Here is a 16,143-nt window from a genome sequence, read left to right as displayed (position 1 = left end):
CTAGCTATTAACCTCCATCGGGAAACTTTAGCGAGCGGTGGTACAGAGCAAACTGTTAAATTATAAAACAGAAAACACGGCTACTAAATTAAAATTATCTTAAATATTTAAAAAATTTAACAGCGAAAAGTAGACAGGCTATAGCATTTGTCTAATTGACTCAACAATTATTACTAATTTCCGTAAGCTCTTACAGTGTTTATGAAATTAGATAGATCAACCGCGATCTACCACTATCAGCAGATTTTCTAACTTTAATATCTCTTCCAAGAGAGGAGGTAAGCTTGTTGAATAATTGATAAGCTTAAGACAAGTCAGAGAACATTATGTAAGGGAAGGAAATTTTAGTATGACTAGCATAAACGACAATTCACAATCAATAGGAAAGCAAGAGGACAATCTGCACCCTATTACTGTTGAAATCATCGACAACACGGGAAATATCCAGAAAAAAGAAAGTTCTCCCGATCAAAGTCAACCACATAATAATCATGTAGTCGCTGAAGCCATCGGTGCGGCTGGTGGCGGCATCGCGGGTGCAGCAATTGGTAAGTTAGTAGGCGGACGCTTGGGTGCGGCGATTGGTGCGGTTGGTGGAGCGATTGCTGGTGCAGCAATTGGCGATCAAGCCGCCCAAGGAATTGACCAGACAGTTGATAACGCCGTCCATACGATGAAAGACGCCGTTAAAGAAGTTAGCCACCAAGTTGAAGGGGTGGTTGATACGGTCAAAGAAAAAGTCGATCAAGCTGACCTCAAATCTGTAGTAAGCTCTGCAAAGCAAAAGATTGATGAAGCGGATGTTCAGGGCATCAGTCAGTCTGTTAAGCATAAAATTGATGAAGCGAATGTTCGCGGTGTAACTGACTCGGTGCAGCATAAAATCGAGGAAGCTAATGTTCGTGGTGTAACTGACTCGGTGCAGCACAAAATCGAGGAAGCTAATGTTCGTGGTGTAACGGATTCGCTTAAGAATAAAATCGATGAAGCCAATGTTCGTGGTGTAACTGAGTCGGTTAAGAGTAAAATCGATGAAGCCAATGTTCGTGGTGTAACTGAGTCGGTTAAGAGTAAAATCGATGAAGCCAATGTTCGTGGTGTAACTGAGTCGGTTAAGAGTAAAATCGATGAAGCCAATGTTCGCGGTGTAACTGATACTGTGCAGCATAAAATCGATGAAGTTAATGTTCGCGGTGTAACTGATTCTGTGCAGCATAAAATCAATGAAGCCGATGTTCGTGGTGTAAGTGATACTGTCAAAGACACTGCTAATGATGCTAAAGATGCGATAGCAAATTCAGCAAATCGGAAATTAGGCAACCGACCTGTTGCACCGGCAGTGCCACCGTCCTCCGCTAGTGTAAAGCGAGAACTGAATACGTCTAAAACGACGATGCCTCCAACTCCTCCGACTCCTCCGACTCCTGCGGTAGACTCGATGCCTAGTATAGAGGTTGTGCCTATGCCTGAGTCGAAAGTTGAACCGACGATCATTGAAAAAGACTTGCGGAAACGCCGCGAATATTAAGCTACTGCTTAATCGGGAATTTTGTTAGCCTTGATTCGTCACGAAAGTTGAAGAAATTAAAGTGTATTGGTTGAATTTTTGCCTTTCGCTTGCGAGGGTTAAAGTTTAGCTGATGGCGAATTGAAGGGATGGATTTTAGGCATTTTATAACGGCAAAAATCGCTCAGGTTTTCAATGGGCGATTTTTGCTTTTTGACTTTTCGTTTGTGTGCAAAGCCTAATACCAATTCAAAATTCAAAATTTAAAATTCAAAATTTAAAATTCAGATGAAGTCTGGATTTCAGGTTTTAAATCTGTTGCTCTATTTTATAAGCTTAAATTTCTGAGTTTGGTTTCTCTTCCTTGATGCTTGCCGGCGGTGAACAAAACCCAACCTAATTAACAAAAGTGTTTGATAATTTTTCCAGATAAGTTTACAGTTATCTAAAAATCTTCAAGAGAAAATTTAGGGAAATTGCCTCAACTAAATTGCTTGTTACTGTTAATAAAGGTATATCCTTTAAATTTTGCGCCTATTTTGTCAACAAGTAGAGGAGTTTTTGACCCCACGCAGACCCTGATCTAAACTATGTTTGTTGAGCACTACCAACGGCGAAGCGTGATTAGGTGAACTATGACGAAAATTGCTTATTTAGACTGTCCCACCGGCATTGCAGGTGATATGTGTTTAGGTGCTCTTGTGGGTGCCGGTGTGCCGCTAGATTATCTTACTCAACAGCTTAACCGTCTTGGTATTTCCCATGAATATCACCTGCGTGCGGAAAAGGTGTTGCGTAATGGCCAAGAAGCGACAAAAGTTTATGTGGATTTAAAGGCTGAGTTTGCAGGGGTGGCAGAAATTGATGAGCCGGTTGAAGCACCGACTTTTGATGAACATTCCCACCATCATCATCACGAACACCCCGATCACAATCATCCCCACAGTACAGACGTTCCGCCGGAAGGTCTCTACCCCCACACTCGGCACCTAAAAGAAATTGAAAACATAATTATTTCCGCAAAACTACCCCCTCGTGCTGAGGCTTGGAGTTTGGCAGTATTTCGCAAATTAGCCGCCGCAGAAGGAACTGTACACGGCATCCCCCCAGAAAAAGTACACTTTCACGAAGTGGGTGCAACTGATGCCATTGTCGATATTGTCGGCACTTGTCTGGGTTTAGATTGGTTGGGAATAGATGCTCTGTATTGCTCACCCCTACCCACAGGCGGCGGTACAGTCCGAGCAGCACACGGACAAATGCCCGTTCCTACCCCCGCAGTATTGAAATTGTTTGAGATGGGTAAGATGCCGGTTTATAGTAATGGCATTAACCGAGAATTAGTTACCCCCACCGGCGCGGCGATTGTTTGCACTTTAGCTGCATCTTTTGGCCCCTCACCGGCCATGACATTACAGCAAATTGGTTTAGGGGCCGGTTCCCGCAATCTTCCCATCCCCAATATCTTACGTTTATGGGTAGGAGAAGCCGCCATTTTACCCAGCGATAACTCTTCGGAAATTGAAACAATTTCCGTCCTAGAAACGCAAATTGATGACCTCAATCCGCAAGCAATTGGCTATCTTTTTGAGCAATTATTTGAAGTCGGGGCGTTGGATGTTTTTACGCAACCCATAGGCATGAAAAAATCCCGTCCAGGGATATTATTAACCGTAATTTGCCATCCACAAAAACAAGTAGCTTGTGAGGGGGTGATTTTTCGGGAAACAACCACTTTGGGAATTCGCCGGCTTTCTCAAGAACGAGTGATTTTAGCGCGGGAAATTGTCGAGGTAAATACTCGCTATGGGCCGGTGCGCGTCAAAATAGCCAAAACCCCCGACCACATCCTGAAAGCTCAACCTGAATATGAGGACTGTGCTGCTATTGCTAAAAAGCATAATCTGCCTTGGCGAGAAGTTCACCGGCTAGTTTTAGAACAATGGTACTCCTAGAAACTTAGAAACCGGGTTTCTGATAGACTATAAAATCAAAAATCTATCCCTGAAAAAACAGAGATAGATTTTTTTTTAAACTCAACCTTTGTTAATTAGTCGATAGAGTTGCCAACTTTGTCCAAATTACGTTTGGTGGTGTTGATATCGCTGTTAACTTTCGATTTCACACCACTGGCAGCATCATCAATGGCGCTTTTTGTGTTATTGATATCGCTGTTGACTTTCGATTTCACGCCATCGCCAACTTGACGAGCAGCAGACTTAGCATTATCACCTAATTCGTTGGCGGTTTCTTTGGCATTTTTTGTACCACGCTCAACAGTAGATTTGGCGTTACCGGCTGCATCTTTGACGACTTCTTTGCTGCCTTCCGCAGTGGCTTTAGCATTTTCTTTCAAATTATCAGCACCTTTGGCAGCGCGGTCTGCAAAGCTAGAAGCGTTACGCTTTACAGTAGAACCAGCTTCCTCAGCTTTATCTGAGAGTTTACCAACAGCATCAGGTGCATCATTAGCAGCACGCTTGACGGCTTCGGCGGGGTTGCCGGTGCGGTTGCGAAGATGGCTTTCGGCGCTATCGACTAAGCCTTTGGCTTTGGCACCAGCAGCGGTGGTATTGCGTCTGGGATCGGTGTCTGCGTAGTCATTCATACCGCCTTTATATTCGTTGCCCATCACTTGTTCGGGCACATCCGGGCGAATTTCGTTTGAGGTTTTGCCAAAGTCAAACAAACCGGCGCTGGCGGCGGGGATGTTTACAAAGAAAAATAAACCGGCCACAAAGATGATGGCCACTTTTGTTACCAGGCTTCGTACAAATGCAAAAACTTGTTTCATAGTCATACTCCGTTGTTTTGTATCTTCCCGCCTTTAAAATTTGCTTAGGGCGGTTATAAAATATTTGTCAGCTAAAGATTTCTCGATGGAAAAACTTAACCCACATCTATTACAATAAAAAGGAACAAGCGACCACTGCCTCTATCCAAAGTCTCATTATTTGCAATTTAAAAGTTGTGCTTTAAGGCTGAGGCTAAAAAACCTTAAAAGTGCAATGCCAAATTAATTAGCTGTTTTTGATTGTTTCAGCTATAAACCCCAGAACCATCAACGATAAACGATGAAGTATGAAGTCTTAATTCGCTCAACAACTGTATAGGCAAAAGACGATAAACCCTAGAGACTTAAAAACCCGGTTAAGGACAAACGCACTATCTAGCAAAAACCTCTTCTACGTCAATATCGATGCGGGATATCTCCACGATTTTTAAGAGAAGAGGTTTTTTTGCGTTTGTCCTACCGTTTTTATATAAAACGGCTTTGTTTCGATTGTCGAAAAAACAATTATTTGGCCGGCGACATTCCTTGTTTGGCTCTGGCAGTATTGTTCAAGTTCATGTTGTCATTAACTGCCGGTTGTTTGGCGGGGTTATAAGATTCGCTGTCAACGCCATCTTTGATAAACTGTGAGGCATCTTTAAACACAGCACCGGCTCTTTCTAAAAGTTGGGCATCGCCATCATTGCGATTAAACACCGGCTGGGCGGTTGCTTGACTTTGGCCCGGAACTTCCAGCAGACTGCGGTCGCCGCCTAAATCTTGGGGATATTTATCGGTTTCCGAGGGTGCAGAACCAGGATACAACATTTGCTCTGAACTGCTCGAACCCAGGTTAGAAGCTATGAGGTTATTAGAAGGCAGTTGTGCGCGTTCTTTGGCTGATTTGCCTTGAGTATTAACGCGGATATCGTTCGACATTCTTTCATTGGTGTAACCATCGCCACCGCCTTTGTGGGGGTTATTCATGCCACCGGCTTGTACGGGGGGATTTTGAGGACGTGCGCCTGTCTCGGTGCCGGGGTTACAAGCAGTCGTGGTAAACAACAACAGGCCGGCAAACACAACGCTTAACAGTTTACTGAGGCCAAGTTTTTTAACAAAATTGGTGATTTGTTTCACAGGTCTTTTCCATTTTTTGAGTAACAACAGCTAAGTTTAAAAATAAAAAGGCGCCGATTTCCTCTCACTCAAGTCTCATCTTGTGATGTTATTGCTGTTAAGACAGGTATAACTTTGGAATGATTAGTTTTTTTCTAAGCGGCGAGGAGGTTTTTATTAAGCCATTGCTTAGGCTACCCGTGTAGATAATTTTGGGCCTGATTTCTAACGGTTTTCAGTTTAATCGAGTACAATCATCAAATTTTAAAAACCCGCTAACTTTGACGAAACGGGGTTTTTCTGCGTCCCTGTGAAAAGAAAAATGCTATAAGTTAAGTATTGGCCTTTCTTGTTGAGTTTTTTGGCAGTTTAGTGTTTGCTCTTCGCTGAAATTTTTGCTCAAAATGCTTTTGCTAAAATTGAGTGGAGCAAGATAAAAGTTTCCCATGTATAGGGCCGGCTGCTGGTTTTTTGATGTTCAGGCCGACAGACAGCTACACAAAACAAGAAAAATCATCAATACTCTGTCTCCTAGCCGTTAACCCTACAAACGAAGCCGGAATGGACAGTATTTATATGTGAGTCAGCAAGCCTAGAAACACATCTCTATCTAAAGATAGATGTAGGAGATGCCTCAAGAGACATATAACATTATCAAGTGCGAGTTACCAAAAAAAATATTTTGGTTCGTGCGGAAAAGGGGATTATAAAAATAATGTGGTAATGAGTTATAGGTCAGGGATCGGCTCTAACTCATTACTTATTACTTTTCGGGGAAAAATAAGGGCGGATCAGGCATTGCGAGTTTCTCTGCTAACTTCAAAATAGGCAGAGTTTGTGCCGGCCAGTAAACTCGAAGGAATATTTTTCAAAAATTGGTCAAAAAACGCGCCTGTGTAGTTGCGGGTAATGTCTATGGAACGGTCGCCCCCAATATAGCCAGTATCGGTTAAAAAGCCTAAATTAGACCCCGGCCTGACACCGAGATTATCGGGAGAGTAGAGAGAAATTAAAGGCAATAACAGAGGCCGGTGATTTCGTCTTTTACCGCCGCCGCAACATCGGGGTTTTTTCGGCGGGAAAAACTGGTGTCAAAAAAAGCGCTGGGGTTGCGTCCTTCAAATTGTCCGCGTGTAACAAAATGATCAAAGGCTGTGCTAAAGATGCCGGTGGCGACAGCATTAATAACGTCTGGGTTGGCGTTGAGGTAAAATTGTTCGTCAAATAAAGTGCTGATATTTAACATCTATCTAAAGGTAGGTTTCCTGATATTCTAATTTCTGTAGGGACTGGTTTGTCAATAAGTTCTGTTACGCAGATATAATTTTGATAAATCAGCCCTTTGTTAGAAAAAGCTCCTGTTAATTTTTTAGCATAAAGAGGTAAATTTGCGTCAATTGTTATCGACAATTCAATGGCCCTTTTCCCGAATAAAGCCTTATTTGCGGTGGGTTATTTTAGGGGTGACGTTATTTTTTTTGGCAAAGGCGGTTAAGGATAATTGGCAAGAAGTAGCCCAAGTTCGTATTACTGAGATGGGGTGGGTAGGCTTGGTGGTGGGGTTGGCGGTGACGGTTATCGCGCATTTATGGTCTGCTTGGGTTTGGGTAAGAATTTTGCATTCTTTTCAGCAGCCGGTGCCGGTGGGTTGGGGAATGAGTGTTTATTTAAAAACAAATATTGCTAAGTATTTGCCGGGGAATATTTGGCATTTTTATGGGCGAATTGTGGCGGTACGGGAGGCGGGAGTTTCGGGGGGTGTGGCGGTTTTGAGTGTATTAATTGAGCCGGTTTTGATGGCGGCGGCGGCTTTTTTAGTTGGCTTTACCGGCTTAATTTTGGGAGAGGTTTCTCTGCTGTCTTTTTGGGGTTTGGGGAAAGTTTTTTTGGGTTTGGTGGCTGGGGGAATTTTGGCCGCCCTTCACCCGATTTTTTTAAATAATTTAATCAAGTTTTTAGGGCGGTTAAAGAAAAAGGCTTTAGGAACAAATAACGGAGATGTGGGGGTTTTTGAGGTAAAGCATTATCCGCTGGGGTTGTTGTTGGGAGAAGGGGGTTTTGTGTTGTTGCGGGGGTTGGGTTTTGTTTTGGCGGTTTGGGCAATTTTTCCGGGTTTGGATATTGCTAAAGTGCCGGTGCTTTTGGCGGGTTTTAGTTTGGCTTGGTTGTTGGGTTTAGTGGTGCCGGGGGCGCCGGGAGGCATTGGAATTTTTGAGGCTACGGCGGTGGTATTATTAAGTGGGATTTTGGGCAGCGGGACAATTTTAAGCGCGGTGGCTTTTTACCGGCTGATTAGTGTTTTAGCTGAAAGTTTGGGCTGGGCATTGGCAATTATTTTGCTTTAATTTTGTTAGGCTGGGCTTTAAAATTATCAAAATTGGATAGCTGAAAATCAATATCTCCAAAGGGATTGGCAATTTCTGATTCAGCCTCTATTCTGTCCATCATTTCTAGTTCTTCAGGGGTTAATTCCTGGCTGTCGGTGGTGCCGAGTTCTCCCACTGTTGTATCCTCAGCAGTTATGCCGGTGTACAATAATCCTGATGTCGGTTGAGAGTCGGGGACATACGAATCTTCAGCGATGGCGATATCTTCGCTGTAATCGTCTGTTGATTTTTCTTCTTTTACTCGGCTTGTTTGTTGTGAAAAAATCCGATAACTATCTAAGTCTAACGGCTTGTTATCTTCGGTTTTTAATAAATTATAGCGGACGTTATCATCATAAATGACAAAGGTGATTTTTAAGATTTCCAGAAAATTGATCACCCACTGACACTCTGATTCTGGATAATCCATATAATACTGAATCAACGCCGCCAGACTAGCTTCTAAATGAGGCCGCACTGCCTTACAAATCATCGTTAGTTTTAGTAAAATAATTACTAAAGTTAAGGGGTGTCCTTGCGACAGCAGCAAGACAAACAACGATGAAGGACTATTTTGCCTTTCTGTTGTTAAAAACTCCACCACACGCTTACAAGTTCTCAGTATTAAAGCGTCTGTAAGAGGTTGGTCGTTATAATCTTGATAGAGAGGCTTCAATTTTTTCGATAATTTAATTTTCAGCGCTTCAACACACTCTTTTGTATCGACTGAATAAATTAAATATTTCTGTAAGCTTTGCTTAAAATCTTCATATCTCAAGTCTTGTGTTTGCTGGATAAAAATATTAGCCAAGCTGCTATAACTAAACTGTCCTCTTTTGGCGACAATCAGTTTAATAAGCTGCAAAACTTCATCCCCTAAACTGGAGGGATTTTTGGGAGTGTCTGTTTCTTCTGAAGAAGCTAAGTTAAGAGGTTTACTATAAGCCCGCCCGTTACACCTAGCTGTGTACATTGCCAAATCAAATTTAAACCTTTCTTTAATTTGCTGGGCGCGAATTTTTGCGGCTTCGCGGTGTTCGGGAGAGTTTTTTAAATTCGTGTATTGTTGAACTAATAAATAAGAAGTATAGCGTTCACTCCAGTGCGTTTCTTCGTTGGTGGTTTCATAACGAGCAATAAAAAGTTTTAATTCTTCATAATCTTGACTTTTAGAAAAGTTCAGCATCCATTCTCTAAGCCGGTTTAAAGTCATGGAGGATGTGTAAGTTTCACCGGCAGGATCAACCAAGACTTCTTGCACTAATTTTTGAATGGCTTGCTGTTTTCTTTCCCCAGCCCAGTTATTGACTAAAATATAGCAAGACCGCTTTAAAGTATTAAAAAATTCTTCTTCGTTCTCAGCAATAATAATTTCATACAAAGCCTGAATAATCTCAGGGTTGCGGGTGGTGACGTGGTGAAAAAATAATTTATTAAATTCCAACAAAACATCTTCTGGATCGTCTTTATGGACAATATCCAGCCAAAAGCGAAAGATTTTTTCTTGGGCTTTAGATATGGTTTTTCTGCGCTCTTCAATTTGTACGGCTGTATTTATCTGGAGAGTCGTATATTCCAGAGGTCTTGGCATGGATAGATTCCCCCTGCAAATGCTTTGTGTGAACCGGCAAAATTATTGAATATAGTTCATCTTGGCTTGCCGGTCGCAGCACAAGTCTGGTAAAACACAAATCCTCAAGCGTGATTGAAAGTTGAGAAGCCGATTGAGTTTACCCCTCCCAACGGGGGGCAACAATTTTTAATACACTTTAACGAAAAGTGTATTGATTTTTTTGATGGGACGACAGATGCACACTGCTAACTTCTCAGACCGGCCATGCCAAACCCTGAGAAATAGGCATAAACTCGGTAATTAGATCATAAACCTGATTGTGACCATCTTTCGTGATGGCAGACAAGCCGGTGAGTGATTATTTGTGACGGATAAGGTGATGGAGATCACCCGACCTTTGTTTTTCGGTTTTACCAAAAAGTTAATAATTCTCGCTGCGACCACACCATTAAAACGCCAGCAAGGGCCATCATCGCCAAGACAGTTTGCCGAAACTGGTGTTCACTAATTTTATGAAGGACAAATTTACCTAACAAATTGGCCGGAAAAGCCGCTAAACCAATCACCAAACCGTAGCCTAAAGCATCTGGGGATAAAACACCTAAAGTACCGTAGGCGATAAGTTTGGCGATGTGAACAACGACAACATGAGTTGATTTTGTGGCAATCATTTCTTCTTTGAGCAAACCATAGTTGAGATAAAGCGGGTTCATCACCGGTCCGCTGCTGCCAATCAACCCGGAAATAAAGGCATACAAAAAGCCTACGGGTAAAAATTGCCACGCCTTCACTTCAAAAGTCCGTTCTTTTTTACTCACCCAAAAGCTAAAAACTGTAACAATTAAAAAAATTCCGATCACCAGTTGCAGCCATTTGAGATCGAGAATACTCAAACTATACGCACCTAAAACTGCTCCTACCAATGCCCCAGGAAAATACCACAGACTGACCGGCCAGTTGATATATTTCCAAAACATTAAAATCCTTTGACAGTTGCCGATGAGCATTCCGATGGTAATGGTTGGCGCTACCGATTGCGTCCCCAACAGAAAACTCGTCAGCGGAATTAAAACAATCGGGCTGCCACCGCCGGCGACGGCACTGATTGACCAAGCCACAAAGCTAACCAACCCCAAAAAAAAGATGCTCATCTGGCAGGTGCACAAAAGTTTAAAATATAAGCCTTATTATATTGTTTAGTCTAGTCACTTTATCCCGATCTTAAAAGACGGGCCGTGATTAGCCCGTTAACTTTTTACCCTTCCTGTATCCCGCAGACTTCCGAAACCAGCGCTCTGAATAAATGCCGGCACGCAATACTCGCAAGATTTGAACGAATCAATCCAATTGGCAGGCCGTTTGATTTTTTAAAGTCGTAAATTTCCCCTAAATGTTGGCAGATTGGCTTGATGACAGGATTGCCGTCTAAATCTGTTGTCCTAATCAACCGGCTACCCTGTGGGCGACTTCTAACCGGCTCAACTCTTACATAAATCCACTGCCAAAAAGCCTTTCGGCAAAGGCTGCTACCATGAATGATGCTACGTTCTTCTTTATCTCCAGAAGCTTTCTCACTGGGTGATTCTCCCATCGCTTTTTGAAATCTCCTCAGTGAGAGGTGCTTTTTAGTTTTCTTCCCAGAGCGCCGGCCTTTACGCTCGACAACTTCGGGCTTACCATCTTTCAAAAAATTTTCAATTGGGAAGGCAACCGACAAAATAATAGGCTGAGTCTTTTTGGGGAACGCGAAACTGTCGAGCACCTTTGAGTAAGGTTTAAAGCGCGGGTCTGTTCTGTAGATGTAAGCCATCTCTTTTTCGATTGCAGCCATCTCTCGCTCTAGGTCACAGAGGCGCGACGCGTCCCGTCGGGATGATTCGGTTAAACCGGCACCAATAGTTTTTTCGTAAAGCCGGTCGTATCGCGGTACTATTTTTTCCTCTGCAATCCAAGCCCAAAGCGGCGGGCTTAAATCTGCATTTTCCTTTTTACTGTCAGAACGTCGCACTTGTTTTAAGGCAACTTCTGGAAATTGCCATGCTAAATCTTGACGTAGCCGGTTAACAATTGGCGATTGTACTCGGTTCAAATGTTCGAGCCGGTTTATCATGCCCTTTAGAACGGCGATAATTCCATCACGAAACCCGACAAACCTGTATTTATGGTTGTCGTAGAAACTGCAATAATGAGCCAAGCAGAAAGCGTCTGTATCATCGTTTTTATCTTCAAAGCGAAGCATTTTACGATGAGATTTCAAGTCTTTATGATTAATCATTCTGACTTCATAGCGCTTTCCTAACTGCTCAATCCAAACGCGGGCATAATTCATGCCAGTTGGCTCTAAACTAACGACTATATCCCCATCTCCGATGAAATCTAAAAGCCCGCTTAATCCTTCTGGATTGGCTTTAAACTCAGGAAATTCTAACTCATAAAATAATTGTCGAGGTTCAGTTTTGAGGTTATCGCTGTGAAGTTTACACGCAACAACCGAAGCCTTGCAAACGTCAAGGCCGATAAAAATCTTAGTCATGTTTGGCGGGTGTTAAGGTGAACAGTTGAAACAAAAACAGCCTACAAATCACCCAAAGGCCGGTGAGCCTGATTTAGTCTTAAGTGCCGTTTTTGTGTTTTTTGAAAACTCTTGAAAAGAACTAGCCTACAAAGAAAAAGAACGCCTTTACAGCTTGCTTTGTGGTTAAGTGCCGGTTCTTTTCTTGAATTTTTGCAGAATGATTTGGACTCATCCCGCGACAGTTTGAGGGTACTGTTTCACCGGCCCGAATCCAAGGCCGGCTCATCAGGCGGGTTAATTAATAGCTATTGTTTTCGTGAAACTTAATTAAAATCAGCCCGATTTATTTTACCCTCCAAATCTTCGGCAAGAAACCCTATGTATCTTTCGATAAAAGACGCCAGTTCTTTACCTGTGTATCGGTTTGACATCTCGTTAGCTTCCAAAAGTAACGATTTTAAGAAGGCGGGGGAGAGGTGAGGATTTTCTTTAATAATCAGGGATGTTAGTAATAAAGCAATCAAAAAAGCATCCTTAATTGACTCCTGTTTCTCGTGTTGAGACTCAACGGTTTGGATAATTGGAAAAATCTTGTTTTCTCGGAAAATATTCCGGTTTTTTGGCAGTAGCAAATACTCACAAAAAGCCTCTGCGTGTTCTTGCGGACAGTGAAATACTGGCAGATATTTTTCCCCTAGTTTTTTGGCCTCTTTTAATAGTTGTAGTTTGAGGGTGATTATGATGTCAAAAACCATTTCCTGTTCTTCAGATACCATTGTTTTTTCCCTGTTAAGTTGCGGGAATTATCGGGCCGGTAGTTTTATTAAACTGCTCGGTTACTGTGTGGGGTTGCTCGTTTTGGAGGTTAACAAAGTCCGCGTACCAATTGGCATCCTTTTTGCTGACTAAACCCTCACCCTCACAAAGCTGGCAGTCGTCATCCTCTCCTTCACCAGTTCCGCCACACTGGGGACAATCCACCATTTCCTCATCGGGATTATCCTCAGATTCATAACGAAACTCCAAATTGCTGATTGCCTCTTCAATTAACTCGCTCACCGGCTTACCGAGTTTTTTGGCTAATTGCTCCAAACGTTCAACACTACGGGCTGAGATTTTGACAGATTTTTTGTCAACCGGCTCTGGTTCACCGTTAACTACCTCATTAATCATGGTGGCTGTGATCACACCTTTAGTGTTGCGATTGTTTGATTTGTCGGCACGGTCAAGAACCTCTTGCCATTTGGTCGTGAGTTCATTTTCTGTGAGGTTGGTTAGGGGCCGGCATTGTGCCTCGTTGGTGGGGAGCCGGTCAAAGCCGGCCATGATAAGTTCTAACGTGGTTTTCGCTGCTTTAATCAACCTCACGCAATAGGTTGAGGTTTTGTTTAGGTGTTTGGTGCAATACTCTTTGAAGCTTTTAATGCCGGCTAGTTTATAGAGACATTTGCGGGCCACGCGTGACAATAGCACGCCTACTTTAACGTGAGCCATAAGCCCGTCTTTGATTTCGGAGTCATAATACTCGAATGTTTCTAAATGTGGGCTTTCATCTCGTATGCAGTTCAACATAAAACCAGCAAAAGATTGCCAGTAATCACGATTAGTATCGGTACAAACCTGGTACAAATCTGCAACCAAATCCTCTACTTCATCAAAAAGAGAAGCATCCTCTCGCTGATGACGAGAAAAGTTATATAAAAAATCATCAATGCAATCTGTTTTCATGTCATTAACTCGTATTTTCTAAGGTGTTCCATCAATTGCTCTTTCGACATCGTGTTACGCATTATTTCAGCGCTTTTAACACATTGCGAGAGGATTTCTTTAGGGTCTTTGTGAGAAACTTTTGCCAATATTTCGGTTAAAAGTGTCGCCACTAAGTAGGCTGTTGTTGCGCCGTTTATAAGTTCAGTTGTTGGTGTCCTGTTGTTATCAAGAAATACCAAGGGAATGCACTTTTGAGAGAGAATCTCATCGGACATTTCCTCTACCGCAGTAAGGAAAGATTCCAATAATGCCGGTTCTGTAACAAAAGCCGGTGCTTTATTGTCTCGTTGTGTTGCAAGGGTTTCTCTGATGATTCCCTTACAATAATTTATTTTTTCCGCGTCATTCACTGTAAGTCCCTCCCAATCGGTAAATCATACTTTTCGCAATAGTCAATAACCTCTGAGGTTGTCATGCTAGAAAGCATTTCCTCAGCGGATTTAGCAAACCTTTTGATAATCTTTTTAGGTTCGGAACGGGTCATTTTTCCCACTGTTTCGGCTAACAAAGTTAAGGTGAAAAACAGTTGAGTAGCACCCCTTGCCGAATCGTCCTCAACAATGATTAGCGGTATTGCTTGACGAGTTTTGAACTCTTCCATCATTTCTTGAGCGGCTATACTAAAGCAGCTTACCAAGTCGGATGGTATAGAAAAAACGGGAATCTGATTGTCAGGGGTTTGTGCAAGTATTTTTTTTATTATTTCCTTGCACTTGATGATTTTTTCGTTGTCATTCATTAGAAAGGGTTCTCCTCTGTATTTGAAGGTTCCGCAAGTTTCGTATTTACCAGCTTGTCTACTGTTTTTCTCAAGTCAAGAGCGCAAAGTATGGGGTTGTCTCTCTCGTCTATTTCTGCGGTCATTTCAAGAGTAAGGGGACAGAATTGTTTAAGCTGGATTGTTTGTTTGACTGTGATTGTTTTGATTTGCATGGCTGTTACATTGCAAAAAGAGTGAGTTGTTCATAGTGTTTCGAGCGTTTTGATGTTGCAGCTGGTTTTGGTGCCGGTGCTGGTGCCGGTGGTTTTGGTGCCGGTGGTATCAATGATTGTCGGAGATAAAGAACGGCATCTAAATTGAGCCAACAACTATTGAAGAAATCAATCAAGTTTGATTTTGTGCATAAGTCAGTAAATGAACCATATATTGCGTCTTTGTATTCTTTGGCATCACCGGCTGTCCAACAAAACCCTTTTGTTTTATCTCCAGAGACTTCCCGAATATTGCTTACAATTGGCTCGCTTAAGTCGTTGGTGGTAACAAAAGTCAAAGCGTTGCACATCCCAAAAATTGCATCACTTAAGATTTTCTTGGGTAGGAATGTTGATGCTTTTTTTCCAGTAAGGGTGAGGTATGAAATCACCGGCACCCCGTTCTTTGTGAGGGTGATGTTGTAAATTTCCTTAATTGGTAGCTTTTGGTGCTTTAGGTAATTGATGAACTCTTGCCGGCATTTTTCGGCTTTTTCAGCACGGGGGTTTTCTTCTACCGGCTCTGGTTTTTTCACCGGCGCCACATAGACCACAGGCTCGTCACCCGGTTCGCAGTCTTCCCAGTCATAACTACTAAATTGTCTGGTTTGGTAGGCGGTGGTGTTAAACAGTGTGGGCGCTGTTTCGGTTGTTTGTTTACGTCTTGGCATGGCATCCTCTAGTGGTTTATTGAGAAGGAACCCGGCACAAAAGCAGATGCACGAGGGTGTGCGGTGCCGGTGGAAACATTGTTAAAAGTCAATCGGATTTGTACGGGCAACGAGTTTTAAGCCATAAGCATTAACCTCCTAAGTTGATGGGTCTTATTTCACGAAAACGGCAATCCTTAAAATAAGGCGGTGCCGGTGGAAGTCACAGACAAGTCAGAGACAAGTCACAGACAAGTCAGGCGGTAAAAACTCAATCCTCGCTATTGAGTACCCCAGTTGTGGGGGTGTCACCGGCCCACATACCAGATTTAGTAGAGGGAGCCCGCAGGTTGGCGGGGGAGGTAGGGGCGGTTGCCGGTGAAAAGTAATCACACCAGTAGATACACGCAGATAATAAGGAGGGGCGGTCGCTAAACTCTGCACCCTGATTGCAGCAGCGCGGCGGCTGCCCTTTGTTGTATCTACCAACTATAAACAGTTTATATTAGTCGTTGCGATATTGTCAAGGGCTTTATATAAACTGCTTATCTAATCTGTTAATATGAAGAAGACCATCGAACCAGAAGAAAACAAATCAGTGCTTGCTCAACGAAGGGAAGAACTTGGAATAACTCAAAGACAGCTTTCGGAGCGCTGCGGGATATCTATTCAGACAATCAGCAATATTGAGCAGGGGAGGTATTCAACGGAGCGGCTAGAGTGGGAGCAATTTATAAAGCTTTGCTCAGCTTTGGACTGGGAGAGCATTAGAGAGCTTCCTTCCCGACTGGGCCCGCCAACTCGCAAAAACTAACAACCGACACCGGCCCTATTTTTCGGTTGCGGGATAGGGCCGTAATGCAGCAACCAATAACTACACTCTCGCCGGCATCTTGCA

At 42.8% G+C, this 16,143-nt stretch carries 16 protein-coding genes; 4 read left to right on the top strand and 12 right to left on the bottom strand.

Translation table 11 applies throughout. From position 1 onward, the window contains the following. Nucleotides 1-349 precede the first annotated feature (349 nt). A complete protein-coding gene (locus NG798_RS23800) occupies nt 350-1,528 on the top strand; it encodes a glycine zipper domain-containing protein (protein WP_261226207.1) in 1,179 nt (392 codons plus the stop codon). Between the two features lie 614 nt (nt 1,529-2,142). Beyond that, on the top strand, nt 2,143-3,462 hold the full coding sequence (gene larC / locus NG798_RS23795) for a nickel pincer cofactor biosynthesis protein LarC (RefSeq protein WP_261226206.1): 1,320 nt from the start codon (nt 2,143-2,145) through the stop codon (nt 3,460-3,462). 95 nt (nt 3,463-3,557) lie between these two features. Here larC and NG798_RS23790 read toward each other — a convergent pair whose 3' ends face one another. The 4 genes from NG798_RS23790 to NG798_RS23775 form a co-directional block, all read right to left on the bottom strand. Then, complete coding sequence (locus tag NG798_RS23790; protein WP_261226205.1) at nt 3,558-4,307, bottom strand: apolipoprotein A1/A4/E family protein; 750 nt, start codon at nt 4,305-4,307, stop codon at nt 3,558-3,560. Nucleotides 4,308-4,805: 498 nt separating this feature from the next. Then, entirely contained in the window at nt 4,806-5,420 is a 615-nt protein-coding gene (locus NG798_RS23785; protein WP_261226204.1) for a DUF6658 family protein, read from the bottom strand. A 770-nt stretch (nt 5,421-6,190) separates the two neighbouring features. After that, on the bottom strand, nt 6,191-6,418 hold the full coding sequence (locus NG798_RS23780; protein WP_261226203.1) for a hypothetical protein: 228 nt from the start codon (nt 6,416-6,418) through the stop codon (nt 6,191-6,193). Continuing rightward, nucleotides 6,409-6,645: a hypothetical protein gene (locus tag NG798_RS23775; RefSeq protein WP_261226202.1), complete on the bottom strand. Its 237-nt coding sequence runs from the start codon at nt 6,643-6,645 to the stop codon at nt 6,409-6,411. Before NG798_RS23775 ends, NG798_RS23780 begins: the two co-directional genes overlap by 10 nt. 142 nt (nt 6,646-6,787) lie before the next feature. Between NG798_RS23775 and NG798_RS23770 the strand changes: the two genes are divergently transcribed. After that, on the top strand, nt 6,788-7,744 hold the full coding sequence (locus tag NG798_RS23770) for a flippase-like domain-containing protein (RefSeq protein WP_261226201.1): 957 nt from the start codon (nt 6,788-6,790) through the stop codon (nt 7,742-7,744). Here NG798_RS23770 and NG798_RS23765 read toward each other — a convergent pair. From NG798_RS23765 to NG798_RS23730, 8 genes are all read right to left on the bottom strand, one after another. Beyond that, the gene (locus NG798_RS23765; protein ID WP_261226200.1) at nt 7,731-9,356 is read right to left on the bottom strand and encodes a hypothetical protein; all 1,626 of its coding nucleotides are present in this window, start codon (nt 9,354-9,356) and stop codon (nt 7,731-7,733) included. The two genes, NG798_RS23770 and NG798_RS23765, sit on opposite strands and share 14 nt — an antisense overlap. Nucleotides 9,357-9,748: 392 nt before the next feature. Next, on the bottom strand, nt 9,749-10,489 hold the full coding sequence (locus NG798_RS23760; protein WP_261226199.1) for a sulfite exporter TauE/SafE family protein: 741 nt from the start codon (nt 10,487-10,489) through the stop codon (nt 9,749-9,751). Nucleotides 10,490-10,593: 104 nt separating this feature from the next. Next, on the bottom strand, nt 10,594-11,871 hold the full coding sequence (locus NG798_RS23755; protein ID WP_261226198.1) for a transposase: 1,278 nt from the start codon (nt 11,869-11,871) through the stop codon (nt 10,594-10,596). Between the two features lie 305 nt (nt 11,872-12,176). Next, entirely contained in the window at nt 12,177-12,629 is a 453-nt protein-coding gene (locus NG798_RS23750) for a hypothetical protein (protein ID WP_261226197.1), read from the bottom strand. A 13-nt stretch (nt 12,630-12,642) separates the two neighbouring features. Next, on the bottom strand, nt 12,643-13,581 hold the full coding sequence (locus tag NG798_RS23745; protein WP_261226196.1) for a ribbon-helix-helix protein, CopG family: 939 nt from the start codon (nt 13,579-13,581) through the stop codon (nt 12,643-12,645). After that, nucleotides 13,578-13,973, bottom strand: coding sequence for a hypothetical protein (locus NG798_RS23740; RefSeq protein WP_261226195.1), 396 nt, complete (start codon nt 13,971-13,973; stop codon nt 13,578-13,580). The genes NG798_RS23745 and NG798_RS23740 overlap by 4 nt, the downstream gene beginning before the upstream one ends. Further along, the gene (locus NG798_RS23735; RefSeq protein WP_261226194.1) at nt 13,970-14,362 is read right to left on the bottom strand and encodes a hypothetical protein; all 393 of its coding nucleotides are present in this window, start codon (nt 14,360-14,362) and stop codon (nt 13,970-13,972) included. Before NG798_RS23735 ends, NG798_RS23740 begins: the two co-directional genes overlap by 4 nt. Nucleotides 14,363-14,561: 199 nt before the next feature. Further along, nucleotides 14,562-15,266 (bottom strand): hypothetical protein, encoded by a 705-nt coding sequence (locus tag NG798_RS23730; RefSeq protein WP_261226193.1) that lies wholly within the window; start codon nt 15,264-15,266, stop codon nt 14,562-14,564. A gap of 541 nt (nt 15,267-15,807) precedes the next feature. Here NG798_RS23730 and NG798_RS28265 point away from each other — a divergent pair. Beyond that, a complete protein-coding gene (locus NG798_RS28265) occupies nt 15,808-16,059 on the top strand; it encodes a helix-turn-helix transcriptional regulator (RefSeq protein WP_375338998.1) in 252 nt (83 codons plus the stop codon). Nucleotides 16,060-16,143: the final 84 nt, after the last annotated feature.

Source organism: Ancylothrix sp. D3o (assembly GCF_025370775.1).
Classification (GTDB): Bacteria; Cyanobacteriota; Cyanobacteriia; order Cyanobacteriales; family Oscillatoriaceae; genus Ancylothrix.
The sequence above is the reverse complement of the archived record's forward strand: the minus strand, read 5'-3'. Positions and strand labels throughout refer to the sequence as shown.

What these genes read in the sequence shown, in the direction of transcription:
- NG798_RS23800 (WP_261226207.1), top strand. Translation starts at nt 350, where the DNA reads ATGACTAGCATAAACGACAATTCACAATCAATAGGAAAGCAAGAGGAC.
- larC (WP_261226206.1), top strand. Translation starts at nt 2,143, where the DNA reads ATGACGAAAATTGCTTATTTAGACTGTCCCACCGGCATTGCAGGTGAT.
- NG798_RS23790 (WP_261226205.1), bottom strand. Translation starts at nt 4,307, where the DNA reads ATGACTATGAAACAAGTTTTTGCATTTGTACGAAGCCTGGTAACAAAA.
- NG798_RS23775 (WP_261226202.1), bottom strand. Translation starts at nt 6,645, where the DNA reads ATGTTAAATATCAGCACTTTATTTGACGAACAATTTTACCTCAACGCC.
- NG798_RS23765 (WP_261226200.1), bottom strand. Translation starts at nt 9,356, where the DNA reads ATGCCAAGACCTCTGGAATATACGACTCTCCAGATAAATACAGCCGTA.
- NG798_RS23760 (WP_261226199.1), bottom strand. Translation starts at nt 10,489, where the DNA reads ATGAGCATCTTTTTTTTGGGGTTGGTTAGCTTTGTGGCTTGGTCAATC.
- NG798_RS23755 (WP_261226198.1), bottom strand. Translation starts at nt 11,871, where the DNA reads ATGACTAAGATTTTTATCGGCCTTGACGTTTGCAAGGCTTCGGTTGTT.
- NG798_RS23750 (WP_261226197.1), bottom strand. Translation starts at nt 12,629, where the DNA reads ATGGTATCTGAAGAACAGGAAATGGTTTTTGACATCATAATCACCCTC.
- NG798_RS23745 (WP_261226196.1), bottom strand. Translation starts at nt 13,581, where the DNA reads ATGAAAACAGATTGCATTGATGATTTTTTATATAACTTTTCTCGTCAT.
- NG798_RS23735 (WP_261226194.1), bottom strand. Translation starts at nt 14,362, where the DNA reads ATGAATGACAACGAAAAAATCATCAAGTGCAAGGAAATAATAAAAAAA.
- NG798_RS23730 (WP_261226193.1), bottom strand. Translation starts at nt 15,266, where the DNA reads ATGCCAAGACGTAAACAAACAACCGAAACAGCGCCCACACTGTTTAAC.
- NG798_RS28265 (WP_375338998.1), top strand. Translation starts at nt 15,808, where the DNA reads ATGAAGAAGACCATCGAACCAGAAGAAAACAAATCAGTGCTTGCTCAA.